At 71.9% G+C, this 12,087-nt stretch carries 11 protein-coding genes and 1 rRNA gene; all 12 read right to left on the bottom strand.

Annotation, left to right across the window (positions count from 1 at the left end):
* On the bottom strand, window positions 1–1,402 hold a 1,402-nt coding region (locus tag ADK60_RS15665; RefSeq protein WP_063783158.1), incomplete at its 3' end, for a DNA polymerase IV.
* A 54-nt stretch (window positions 1,403–1,456) separates the two neighbouring features.
* Window positions 1,457–2,200 (bottom strand): SanA/YdcF family protein, encoded by a 744-nt coding sequence (locus ADK60_RS15670; RefSeq protein WP_045943305.1) that lies wholly within the window; start codon window positions 2,198–2,200, stop codon window positions 1,457–1,459.
* Between the two features lie 141 nt (window positions 2,201–2,341).
* A complete protein-coding gene (locus ADK60_RS15675; protein WP_079008400.1) occupies window positions 2,342–3,004 on the bottom strand; it encodes a MerR family transcriptional regulator in 663 nt (220 codons plus the stop codon).
* 285 nt (window positions 3,005–3,289) lie between these two features.
* Entirely contained in the window at window positions 3,290–3,766 is a 477-nt protein-coding gene (locus tag ADK60_RS15680) for a bifunctional nuclease family protein (protein ID WP_030303568.1), read from the bottom strand.
* A 123-nt stretch (window positions 3,767–3,889) separates the two neighbouring features.
* A complete protein-coding gene (gene ftsR, locus ADK60_RS15685; protein ID WP_199839674.1) occupies window positions 3,890–4,582 on the bottom strand; it encodes a transcriptional regulator FtsR in 693 nt (230 codons plus the stop codon).
* A gap of 179 nt (window positions 4,583–4,761) precedes the next feature.
* Window positions 4,762–5,304, bottom strand: a complete 543-nt coding sequence (locus ADK60_RS48410) for a double zinc ribbon and FHA domain-containing protein (RefSeq protein WP_030303564.1) — start codon at window positions 5,302–5,304, stop codon at window positions 4,762–4,764.
* A gap of 451 nt (window positions 5,305–5,755) precedes the next feature.
* Window positions 5,756–6,610 carry a DUF881 domain-containing protein gene (locus ADK60_RS15695; protein ID WP_053646597.1) on the bottom strand — a complete coding sequence of 285 codons (855 nt, stop codon included), beginning with the start codon at window positions 6,608–6,610 and terminating at the stop codon, window positions 5,756–5,758.
* Window positions 6,611–7,028: 418 nt separating this feature from the next.
* Complete coding sequence (locus tag ADK60_RS15700; protein ID WP_030062488.1) at window positions 7,029–7,361, bottom strand: small basic family protein; 333 nt, start codon at window positions 7,359–7,361, stop codon at window positions 7,029–7,031.
* Window positions 7,358–8,512 (bottom strand): DUF881 domain-containing protein, encoded by a 1,155-nt coding sequence (locus ADK60_RS15705; protein WP_079008402.1) that lies wholly within the window; start codon window positions 8,510–8,512, stop codon window positions 7,358–7,360. The genes ADK60_RS15700 and ADK60_RS15705 overlap by 4 nt, the downstream gene beginning before the upstream one ends.
* Before the next feature lie 141 nt (window positions 8,513–8,653).
* The gene (locus tag ADK60_RS15710; RefSeq protein WP_045943300.1) at window positions 8,654–11,149 is read right to left on the bottom strand and encodes a mannose-1-phosphate guanyltransferase; all 2,496 of its coding nucleotides are present in this window, start codon (window positions 11,147–11,149) and stop codon (window positions 8,654–8,656) included.
* A gap of 124 nt (window positions 11,150–11,273) precedes the next feature.
* On the bottom strand, window positions 11,274–11,894 hold the full coding sequence (gene clsA / locus ADK60_RS15715) for a cardiolipin synthase ClsA (protein ID WP_045943299.1): 621 nt from the start codon (window positions 11,892–11,894) through the stop codon (window positions 11,274–11,276).
* Window positions 11,895–11,990: 96 nt separating this feature from the next.
* Window positions 11,991–12,087, bottom strand: a 5S ribosomal RNA gene (rrf, locus tag ADK60_RS15720); the annotation flags it as partial.

Below are 12,087 nucleotides of genomic sequence, written 5' to 3' on the forward strand. Positions count from 1 at the left end.
CTTCGTCGCCGTCCCCGTCCCCGACCCCGGGCCACTCCTGGCGCAGCGGCAGCGGCCGGGCCGGCTCCAGCGCCGGATCGTCGATCCGGAAGGTCCGCACCCGGCCCGGCCCGCTCCAGGGCGTCTCGAACCGGACCGTCACCCGCCCCACCCCGCTGCCCTGCACCCACCCCGGCCCGTGCTCGGCATGCCGCACGTCCTGCCCGGGCAGCCAGCGGCGCACCGGCGCCGCCTGCTCCTCGGCCGGCTCCGGCTCCTCCTCCGCTACCGCCCCGGCCCCGGCCTCGGCCGCCGCCTCCTCCCGGACGGCCTGCGCGAAGAGGTCCTCCTGGGTGTAGTCGGCCAACTGCGCCACCCCGACGCCCAGCAGCCGCACCCCGCCCGTGATGTCCACCTGCGAGGCCAGCCGGCGCGCCGTCTCCACGACCACCGCCTCGTCGTCCGTCGGCCCCCGCAATGTCTCCGAACGGGTCAGCGTCGAGAAGTCGAACCGCCGCACCTTCAGCACCACCGTCCGCCCCGAGCGCCCGGCCCCGCGCAGCCGCCGCACACAGCGCAGCGCCAGCGCCTCCACCTCGCGCAGCACCCGGTCCCGGTCGGCCAGGTCGACCTCGAAGGTGTCCTCCACCGACACCGACTTGGCGTCCTGGTCCGCCACCACCGGCCGGTCGTCCAGCCCTATGGACATGGCATGGACGCCGACACCGTGCGCCTTCCCCAGCAGCTGCACCAGCTCCGCCTCGCCCGCCTCCGCGAGCTCGGCCACCGTGTTCAGCCCCGCCCGTCGCAGCACCTGCTCGGTGGCCGGGCCGATCCCGGGCAGCGCCCGCACCGGCATCGGCCCGAGGACCGCGCGTTCCTGCCCCGGCTCGATCAGCACCAGACCGTCCGGCTTGGCCTGCTCGGAGGCGATCTTGGCCATCAGCTTCGACCCGGCCACCCCGACCGAGGCGGTCAGCCCGGTCCGCTCCACGATGTCCGCGCGCAGGTCCTCGGCCAGCGCCAGCAGCAGCCGCTCCCCCGTCCCGTGCTCCGCCTCGGCGAGCACGGGCCCGTAAGGACCGGCCTCCAGGTCGACGAAGGCCTCGTCCAGGCTGAGCGGCTGCACCAGCGGCGACAGCTCCCGCAGCAGCCCCATCACCAGCCCGCTCGCCCGCCGGTACGCCTCGAAACGGCCGGCCAGGAAGGCCGCGTTCGGACAGAGCCGGCGCGCCTGCGCCATCGGCATGGCCGAGTGGACCCCGAACTTCCGCGCCTCGTAGGACGCGGTCGACACCACCCCGCGCCCGCCGAGCCCCCCGACGATCACCGGCTTGCCGCGCAGGCTCGGCTTGGCCGCCTGCTCCACCGCCGCGAAGAAGGCGTCCATGTCGAGGTGGATGATGCTCGGCAGTGACCGCACCCGCCGATCATCCCGCACGGGTCCGACAACGTGTCCGAACCCGGCCGCCGGGGGTCAGCCCACCCCTGCGCCGCCCAGCTCGCCGCCGACCGGGTCGCCGCCCTCGCCGACCGTGCCCGCGTCCGCCAGCGCCCTCGGTATGCCCGGCTCGCGCGGCCCGAGGAACAGCGGGTCCGGCCGAAGCCAGGCGTTCAGCAGCGCCTTCCCGGCCCCCGGGACCTCCCGGAAGCCGCCGTACAGCCAGGTGAGGTCCTTCACCTCCGGCACACCCACCGCGTACGACTCGATCCCCGCCGCCTCGCAGAGCGCCAGCGCCCGGCGGACGTGGAAGTCCTGACTCACCAGCACCGCCCGGTCCACCCCGAAGATCCGGTGCGCCCGGGTGCAGGAGTCCCAGGTGTCGAAGCCCGCGTAGTCGCCGACCACCCGCACCTCCGGCACCCCGTGCTCGACCAGGTACCGGCGCATCGCGTCGGTCTCGTCGTAGCTGGTCCGGCCGTTGTCTCCGGTCACCAGGATCGCCCGGACCTTCTGCCGCTCGTACAGCTCCACCGCCGCGTCCAGACGGTGCGCCAGGTACGGCGAGGGCTTCCCGTCGAACAGCCCGGCACCGAACACCACCGCCACCGGCGCCGAGGGCGCGCTCGCCACCGTCCCCACCCGGTCGCCGGCCGAGAGCCAGAGCCAGGCGCTCGGCGCGAGCGCCAGCGAGCAGCCGAGCGTCACCAGCTGGAACAGCCGTCGCTGGGCCGGCCGCCGGCGCAGCCGCCGGCCGAACCCCACCGCCCTGCGCGCCACCAGCCCGGGGATGCCGGAACCGAACCGCACGTGCCCTCCCTCGTCTCGGGTCACCGGGCACGACGATGCCGTGGGCCCGGACGGTTCCCCGTCCGGGCCCACGGCATCGTTCCGAAGTCCCCGCGTCGCGCGGGAGAGTTCCTACACCGCGCGGTTGCGCCGCTGCGCCAGCTCGTCCGCCGGATCGTGGCCGACCACCGTCTCACCGGTGTCGGTCCGCTCGGCGTGCAGCCGGGCCAGGGTCAGCTCCAGCTCCCGCCAGACCGCGCCGACCGCGATGCCGAACACTCCCTGGCCGCCCTTCATCAGGTCGACCACCTGCTGGGGCGTCGTGCACTCGTACACCGTCGCGCCGTCGCACATCAGGGTCGTCCCGGCCAGGTCCGCGACCTCGGCCGCGGCCTGCAGATGGGCGACCGCCACCCGGATGTTCTGCAGCGAGACCCCGGCGTCCAGCAGCCGCTTGACGATCCTCAGCAGCAGGATGTCACGGAAGCTGTAGAGCCGCTGGCTGCTCGCGGGGTACACCGAGCGCACGCTCGGCTCCAGCAGCCCGGTGCGGGCCCAGTAGTCCAGCTGCCGGTAGGTGATGCCGGCCGCCGTGCAGGCGGTCGGCCCGCGGTAGCCGATCAGCTCGGAGGTCGGCGAGAACCGCTCGATCGCCGGCTGGCCGGGCTGCACGGCCGGGAACCGGCCCACCCTCGGCAGTTCAGTCCGGGGCAGTTCGGTCACGGTGCGGGCGGTGCGCGGCAGGTGCACGGTGCACAGGCCTCCCGTGGCCACTTCGTCGCCAGTGCCGGTCATGCCTACCTCCGTCCACTCGTGCTGCGGGCAAACCGGGCCGCGGGCGTCGGACACCCGGGCAGCCCCTCCTGACGGTAGGCAGTCCCCTATGGCCCGTCAACGATCGCCACGCCGGGCCGAACAGACCACATCACTCAGGCGGGTGGTTTTTCGTGCCCCCAGTGTGGGTAGGTGCGCGTTTTTTGGCAAAACGACCATCGCCCCGCGAGCCCGAATCCCGGGCGCGGGCACCGCGCGGACTACCGCCACCGAGCTGCCCCAGGGCCGCCACCGGCGGCCGCGGGACTACTGCGGGCCGCTGCCGCCGAAGTCCTCCGGCGAGACCTGGTCCAGGAACTCGCGGAACTTCTCGACCTCGTCCTCCTGCTCGTCCGGGATCGCGATGCCCGCCTCGGCGAGCACCTCCTCGCTCCCGTAGATCGGCGTCCCGGTGCGCAGCGCCAGCGCTATCGCGTCGGACGGCCGGGCGCTCACCTCGACCCCGCCGGCGAAGACCAGCTCGGCGTAGAAGACGCCCTCGCGCAGGTCGGTGATCCGGACCTCGGTGAGCTGCTGGCCGAGGGCCTCCAGGACGTCCTTGAAGAGGTCGTGCGTCAGCGGCCGCACCGGCGTCATGCCCTGCTGGGCGAAGGCGATCGCGGTCGCCTCGCCCGGGCCGATCCAGATGGGAAGGTACCGATCGCCCCCGACCTCGCGGAGCAGCACGATCGGCTGGTTGGAAGGCATCTCCACCCGGACACCCACGACGTCGAGCTCATTCACACACGCAACCCTATGGCTCCCGACCCGGATATGAAAGCGCAGCGCCGACGGCGCTGGTCAGGGCCCCGCCGAGGGCGGCGGACGCGGTCCCGGAACGGCCCGCGCGGCCCGGGGCCGGGCGCCCTAGGGACGGGCCCGCAGACCCGCCTGCACCATGGCCGCGTGCAGCCGTACGGAGAGGGTCGCCAGCTCCCGGGCCGTGGCCTCGGCGTGCGCCCTGGTCTGGGGGTTCCGGTGCCGCCGCAGCGGCGCCACGACCTGCTCGACCAGCGCGATCTCCCGGTCCGCGGCGGCCTTCATGGCCCGCAGGTGCCGGGGCTCCAGCCCGTACCGGCCGAGCTCCGCGACCAGCCTGGCGACCTGCAGCGCCTCGCCGTCGTACCCGCCGTCCGGCCCCGGGGCGACCAGCCCGTATGCCTCCCACTCGGCCAGCGCGGTCTCGCCGGCCTCGGCGGCCGCCAGCAGTTCGGCCCGGCCCAGCCGCACTCCGGAGGCGGCCTCGGCCGCGGCGGTCAGCTCGCGGTCGGCCTCCTCCAGCGGGCCCGGCCGGGTGTCCGCGGCGGGCAGCGCGGGCGGGGCCTCGCCGCGCTCGATCGCGTCCAGGTGCTCGCGGATCACCCGCAGCGGCAGGTAGTGGTCGCGCTGCATCCGCAGCACGTAGGCCAGCCGCTCGACGTCGGCCGGGCTGAACTTGCGGTACCCCGAGGGCGTGCGCTGCGGCTCGACCAGCCCCTCCGCCTCCAGGAAGCGGATCTTGGAGATGGTGACCTCGGGGAAGTCGTCACGCAGGAAGGCCAGCACCGCGCCGATGCTCAGCAGCTCGTCGCCGCCGCGCCGCCGCCCGGCGGGCCGGTCCGGACGGGCCGGCTGCCTGGGGGCCGCGACCACGCCCCGCGCGCCCTGGTCCGGCCTGGGACCGGACGACGCGGGGGTGGCCGCCCCGAGAGGAGAGGAAGGGGTGTTCGTACTCACTCGGGCTCCTGCCGACGTTGGTTTCAGTACCCCCGGTTGTGGCTGGCGAAGAAGACCAGCCGGTACTTCCCGATCTGCACCTCGTCACCGTTGTTCAGGGCGACCTCGTCGATCCGCTCCCGGTTGACGTAGGTGCCGTTGAGGCTGCCGACGTCCGCGACGGTGAAGCCGCCGCCCGGCGTCCGGCGGAACTCCACGTGCTTGCGGGAGACCGTGACGTCGTCGAGGAAGATGTCGCCCTGCGGGTGGCGGCCGGCCGTGGTCTTGTCCGAGTCCAGCAGGAAGCGGCTGCCGGAGTTCGGGCCGCGCTGGACGATCAGCAGGGCCGAGCCCGGCGGCAGCGCGTCGATCGCCGCCAGCACCTCGGCCGAGAGCGCCGGCGTGCCGGTCCCGGTCGTGGTGTTGGGGTCGTACGACTCCAGGCCGGAGATCGAGATGGTCGAGGTGGTCTCGGCCGACCCCTCGGGCAGCAGCCCACCCCGCAGCGCCGTACCGCAGTTGGAACAGAACCGGGCCGAGGCCGGGTTCTGGTTGCCGCACCTGGGGCACGGAGTGGGGCCAGCCATGTTCACAGCCTCCTGGCGCGGCACACCCGACGGGTTGTGCCCGGCGTACGGGTCCGGAGCAAACCCTCCACCAGAGGTTGAGGGTGCTGACGGGAAACCTATGCGCGGCGCGCCGGAGGGGTCAACCGACGCGCCGTAGCCCGCCTGATTCCCCGCGTAGTGGGCGCCGGCACCGTCCCGGAACATGGGGCGCTCGGCGTACTCGGCGCCCTCCGGCGCGGAGCGCATGCCCGGCACACCGGGCTCGTCGTCCCGGCGGTGCAGCGCGGTCGGCGCCTCCGCGGCGGCCGCGTCGCGGCCCTTGTGACGACCGAACAACTTCGAGAAGAAACTCACGGGCGAATCCCCTTGCGTGTGACAGACCCGCCCGTGGGGCAGGGTGAGAACCTCGGACAGGCTGCGGGCCCGGTCGTGGATCGGGCCGGCGGGAGTGGCACTCCGAGTGTGCTGGTCACTTCGGAGCCGGCTTGGCGTACTGCGGCGTCTTCAAATCGACGAGTGCGTCGACGACCACCTTCTGCTGCTGGGAGATCGTCGCACGCGCCTGGTGGCTCTCCAGAGTACGGACGACACCCCCCGGGATGTTCAGCGCGGGGGTGAGGTCCTGCGGGTTCCCCACGACGGTGAAGCGGTACGGAGCCGAGACCTTCTTGCCGTCGATCTGCACACCGCCGCCGGACACGTCCGTGAAGTAGGTGTTGACCACCACGCGCACATCGTTGATCTGAATCGCCTCCGCCCCCGCCGCTCGTAGTTCCTGCAGGGTGTCCAGCAGCATATCTGCCTTCACCTGCCCTTGGGGATCATCGACCGTCAGTACGATGCCCGGACCTGTGGCCTTGACGGTCCCGGCGAGCACGCCGAGTTCCGTCACCTTCTTCCTGGTCTGCTCCTGGGCTTCCTTGGCCTGGTTGGAGCTGTTCTCCAACTTGGCCAGGGACTGCTCCAACTCCGCCTTCTCCTGCTGGAGACGCTGCTGACGGCTGTCCAGTTCGTCGAGGATGCGAACCAGGTCCTCCTGGCGCGCGCCGCGCAGCTGGCTGTGGTGGTCGTTGGTCGAGCGGACCTGGATCGCGAGCCCCAGACCGAGCGCGAACAGCAGCACGGCCACCACCAGCTGACCGCGCGACATCCTCGGCGGCCACAGCGCCGCCTTGAGCCGTCGGCGCCCGGAGTGGTGGTCCACGGCCCGCGCGGACACCGACATCGGCGCGGGCTCGACCTCCTCCGGCTCGTCCTCGAGCCCGGGCTCGTCCTCGACCTCGGGCTCGTCCTCGGGCTCCGGCGCGGACTTGGGCGCGGGCACCGGCAGAAGCTCCGGCGCGGGCACCGGCAGGGGCTTCGACTCAGGCTCAGGCTCGGGCTTCGGCTCGGGCTTCGGCTCGGGCCGTGCCGCCGGAGCCGCCGGCCCCGGGCCGGGCGTCCCCGCGGCCGCCGCCGGCGCACGCGCGGGCGCGGGCGTCGCCTCGGGGGCATGCCCGACCACGGCCCCGGGGACCGGCCGGGTCACGGGCCCGGGCACCCGCTCGGGCTCCTGGACGCGCTCGTGAACGCGCTCCGGCTCCGGCTCGACCTCGGCCACGGGGGTCCGCTCGACCGCCCCGTCCTCGGCCCCGGCGGTCACCGTCCCGTCCGAGGACCTTTCCCCTTGCTTCTCGTCCCGCACGACTTCTCCCACCGATCCGTCCACTTCCTCCTCCGCCACCGCGCGTCCGCGGCCCGGCTCAGGCACGGAAGACATGGCGCCTGATCGCGGCCGCGTTGGAGAAGATGCGGATGCCGAGGACGACGACCACACCGGTGGACAGCTGCGAGCCGACCCCCAGCTGGTCGCCGAGGAAGACGATCAGCGCCGCCACCACCACATTGGACAGGAACGACACGATGAACACCTTGTCGTTGAAGATGCCGTCCAGCATCGCCCGGACGCCGCCGAACACCGCGTCCAGCGCCGCCACCACCGCGATCGGCAGATAGGGCACCACGGCGTCGGGCACCTCGGGCTGGACGAAGAGTCCGACGACGACGCCGATCACGAGACCCAGTACGGCAATCACGGTGTAGCTGCTCCAGTCGCTGCGGAGGACGACCCGGTGGTCGTGGTGGACGGGCGGGAGCCCTTGGCGGGCGGGGAGGACGCCGGGGGCGGCGAGGTGGTGGTTCTGGCCGGCGTACTCGGTGAGCGCTTGGCGGGGGTCGACCCGCTCGGCTTCGCCGAGGGCGAGGCCCCGGCGGACGGACCGGAGGAGGCCGGGGCGGACGGCGACGGCGACGCGCCACCGGACGGCGAGCCGCTCGCACCACCCGTCGGAGCGCCGGTCGGCGAGGCCTCGGGCACCGCGGGCTGGGCGGTCCGCAGGCTCACACCGACCGCCGCGGGCAGCGTCAGACTCTTCTGGGCCGACAGGGTCGACTTGATGCCGTACTTCTCCTGCAGCAGCCGCAGGTACTGACCGGCCATGGCACTTTCGAAGGCGGCCAGCAGCCGAGGTCCGTCCCCCAGCGCCTGCACGGTGTACGGCGGCACCAGCGGCCGGTTGTCCACCAGGACGGCCTCGCCGGCCGCGCGGATCGCCGAGAGTGCGGTGAGCCGCTGCCCGTTGATGGAGACCGCCTCCGCACCCGAGGCCCAGAGTCCGTTCACCACCAGCTGGAGGTCCCGGTCGCGCAGCCGCCCGCTGTTGGAGAAGCCCTGCCCGGCACGCGGGTCGACGTTCCCGCCGGCGCCCGTCCCCGCCGCGTCCTCCAGCACCAGCTTCACCCCAGGGCCGGTGACCTCGGCGAGGCCGACCGCACCGGCCAGCGCGGCCGGGTCGCCCTCGCCCGGGGCGAGCGCCTGCCGCTGGGTGCTGTCGACCTTCCGGCGCAGGTCCTGGACCTGCTGCTGCAGGTGGTCCGCCGAGCCGTTGGCGTCGTTGATCCGGTGGATCAGGGCATCGCGTTCCTTGGCCAGCGTCGGCTCCGCCTTGTGCGCGTTCACCGCCCCGACCGTGATGACCGCGCCGACCAGCGCCAGCCCGGCGCCCAGGCTGATCAGCCCGCGCACCGTCCCCGGTATCCGGTACGGACCGTCCCCGCCCCGGGCCGCGGCCGCCTCGGCGTACCCCTCGTCGAGGCTGTGGTCCATCACATTGGTCAGCAGGGACATCGAGGCATCCGGACGGTTGTACCGTCCACTGCTGGCACCCTGCCCCGGCGTCGCTGACATGCCGACCATCGTCCCATGTCGCGCGAGGGCCCTGCGCACGCCCCCTGACCTGCAAGTATTCCAAATATGGCAGAACGCGACCAAACGCCCGAAACGGACAGCGGGGCGGAGCGGCAGTTGCCGCTCCGCCCCGCCTCGGGCTCAGCGCCCGGCGCTGTCGACCACCGCCGCCCACTCGTCGAGCAGGGCCTCGGTCGCCGCGTCGTCCGGCCCCTCCGCCCACAGATGGGTGACCGCCTCGGCCGGATCGGGCAGCACCAGCGTCCACCGCCCGTCCGCCTCGACCACGCGCACACCGTCCGTGGTGTCCAGCAGCCGACTGCCGGCCGCCTCGACCACCGAGCGCATCACCATGCCCTTCGCCGCCCACGGCGTCGCGATGTCCCTGCGGCGGATGTGCGCCTGCGGGATCCGCGCGTCGATCTGGCTCAGGGTGAGCTGGGTCCTGGCCACCAGGCCGACCAGCCGTACGAAGGCCGCCGCCCCGTCCAGCACCCCGCTGAACTCCGGCACCACGAATCCGCCGCGGCCGTCGCCGCCGAACACCGTGCCCTCCGCGGCGGCCGCCTTGGCCAGGTCGTCCGGCGTCGTCGTGGTCCAGATGACCTGCGTGCCGTGGTACGCCGCGACCTGCTCGGCGATCCGGGTCGTGGTCACCGGGAGCGCGACCTGCCCGCTGCGCCGCTCGGCCGCGACCAGGTCCAGCAGGACCAGCAGCGCCCGGTCGTCGTCGATCACCCGGCCGAGCTCGTCCACGAAGGCCACCCGCTCGCCCACCGGGTCGAACCGCACTCCGAAGGCGGCGCGCGAGGACGCGACGAGCTCGCCGAGCCGGGCCAGCCCGGCCCGCCGCTCCTCGGCGTCCTCGGTCGGCCGTGCCTCGTCCAACCCGCTGGAGACGGTCAGCGCCTCCACCCCGAGCCGGCCGAGGATGCTCGGCAGGACGAGCCCCGCGCTGCCGTGCGCGGTGTCGACGACCACCTTCAGACCGGCCTCCCGCACGCCCGTGGTGTCCACGGCCCGCAGCAGGTTGCCCGCGTAGCCGTCGAAGACGCTCGACGGGAAGGTCAGGTCACCGATCTCCCCCGGGAACGCGCGCCGGTACTCCTGGCGTGCGTAGACCCGGTCGAGTTTGCGCTGCCCGGCCTGGGACAGATCGGCGCCGCGCTCGTCGAAGAACAGGATGTCCAGCGAGTCCGGCACCCCCGGGGTGGTGCGCAGGAAGATCCCGCCGGCACTGCCCCGCGCGGTGTGCTGACGCGCCACCGGCATCGGCACGTTCTCCAGGTCGCGGACGTCGATCGCGCTGGTCTGCAACGCCGAGATCATCGCCCGTTTGAGTGCCCGCGCGCCACGCGAGTGGTCACGCGCGATGGTGACGGTCGCACCCTTCTTCAAGGTCGTCGCGTACGCCCCGGCCAGCCGGACGGCCAGCTCCGGGGTGATCTCGACGTTGAGGATGCCGGAGACGCCGCGCACCCCGAACAGGTGCTCCTGCCCCCGGGACTCCCAGATCACCGAGGTGTTGACGACCGCACCGGCCTCGATGGTCTTGAACGGGTAGACCCGGACATTGGCCCCGATGATCGACTCCTCGCCGACCAGGCACTCGTCCCCGATCACCGCGCCGTCCTCGATCCGCGCGGCCCGCATCACATCGGTGTTCTTGCCGATGACGCAGCCCCGCAGATTGCTCTGCGGCCCGATGTAGACGTTGTCGTGCACGACCGCCTTGTGCAGGAAGGCTCCGCGTTTGACCACGACGTTGCTGCCGAGCACGGTGTGCTCGCGGATCTCGACGCCCGCCTCGACCTTGGCGTAGTCGCCGATGTACAGCGGTCCGCGGAGAATCGCCTCCGGGTCCACCTCGGCCCCCTCGGCCACCCAGACGCCCGGCGAGATCTCGAAACCGTCGAGCTCGACCTCGACCTTGCCGTCCAGGACGTCCGCCTGGGCCTTGCCGTAGCTCTCGTGGGTGCCCACGTCCTCCCAGTAGCCCTCGGCCACGTAGCCGTAGACCCGCTTGCCCTCCTTGAGCAACTGCGGGAACACGTCGCTCGACCAGTCCACCGACTCGCCGGCCGCGACGTAGTCGAAGACCTCGGGCTCCATCACGTAGATACCGGTGTTCACCGTGTCCGAGAAGACCTGCCCCCAGGTCGGCTTCTCCAGGAAGCGCTCGACCCGGCCCTCCTCGTCGGTGATCGTGATACCGAACTCCAGGGGGTTCGGCACCCTGGTGAGACAGACGGTGACCAATGCGTTCTTGCTTCGGTGGAACTCGATCAATTCCGAGAGGTTGAAGTCCGTCAAAGCGTCACCGGAGATCACCAGAAAGGAGTCGTCCTTGAGGGCGTCCTCGGCGTTCTTGACACTCCCCGCAGTGCCGAGTGGGGTCTCCTCGTTCGCATAGGTGAGATGCATGCCCAGCTCTTCGCCGTCACCGAAGTAGTTCTTCACCAGTGAGGCCAGGAACTGGACGGTCACGACGGTGTCGGAGAGACCGTGCCGCTTCAGCAGTCGAAGCACGTGCTCCATGATCGGCATATTGGCGACCGGGAGCAGGGGCTTCGGCATGCTGGAGGTCATCGGGCGAAGTCGAGTGCCTTCGCCCCCTGCCATAACAACGGCTTTCATTACGGGTGCGTCCTCCTTCGCGGTGGTGGACCGTTCAGGTCCATCAAACCGTTCCAGAGGAGGTCTACCCGGAAGATATCGTCCGACGCACCGTGGCGAGGTGGGACTTCTCTCAGATCACGTCTCAGACCGTGGACGGCGAGGAGGCCGAGCCACCGCGGACGATCTGTCGCACCTGGACCGCGTAAAGAATGGCGGCCCACCAGTACAGCGTGGCACCCCACCAGATGAACGCCCAGCTCACGATCTCGGCCGGCCGGGCGATCCAGCTGTCCCCGGCCCCGAGCAGCAGAAGCGGAAACGCGTACATCAGATTGAATGTCGCGGCCTTCCCCAGGAAACTCACCTGCAACGGCCCGTAGCCATGCCGGTTGAGAATCGGCAGCAGCGCCGCGATAAAGACCTCGCGTGCCAGCAGGATCGCCGTCAGCCACCACGGAAGGATCTCACGCCAGGTCAGGCCGACCAGGGTGGAAAGCACATAGAGCCGGTCCGCCAGCGGGTCGAGCAGCTGCCCCACCCGGCTGATCTGCCCCCACCTGCGCGCGAGTTTCCCGTCCAGGTAATCACTGATGCCACTGAGCATCAGGATCAGCAACGCCCACCCGTCGTTGTTCGGACCGTCGAACACCGGCCAGAGGATCAGCCAGAGGAACAGCGGAACACCGACCAGCCGGCCCATGCTCAGCAGGTTGGGGATGGTGAGGACGCGATCGGTCTGGACCCGCGTCTCCTGGACCTCCACCCGGGGGCCTCCTGTCACGTATGGCAACTTTTCACGTCGACCTTACAACAGAAAAGCCCCCGACCGATTACCGGCGGGGGCTCTTCCAGAAAATTTGTTCGGCGGCGTCCTACTCTCCCACAGGGTCCCCCCTGCAGTACCATCGGCGCTGTGAGGCTTAGCTTCCGGGTTCGGAATGTAACCGGGCGTTTCC

The sequence above is a fragment of the Streptomyces sp. XY431 genome, assembly GCF_001279805.1.
In the GTDB taxonomy this organism is placed as follows: Bacteria; Actinomycetota; Actinomycetes; order Streptomycetales; family Streptomycetaceae; genus Kitasatospora; species Kitasatospora purpeofusca.

Bases quoted from the DNA above. Each gene is read 5' to 3' on its own strand.
- ADK60_RS15675 (WP_079008400.1), bottom strand. From the start codon at position 3,004: ATGACCGGCACTGGCGACGAAGTGGCCACGGGAGGCCTGTGCACCGTG.
- ADK60_RS48410 (WP_030303564.1), bottom strand. From the start codon at position 5,304: ATGGCTGGCCCCACTCCGTGCCCCAGGTGCGGCAACCAGAACCCGGCC.
- ADK60_RS15705 (WP_079008402.1), bottom strand. From the start codon at position 8,512: ATGTCAGCGACGCCGGGGCAGGGTGCCAGCAGTGGACGGTACAACCGT.
- ADK60_RS15710 (WP_045943300.1), bottom strand. From the start codon at position 11,149: ATGAAAGCCGTTGTTATGGCAGGGGGCGAAGGCACTCGACTTCGCCCG.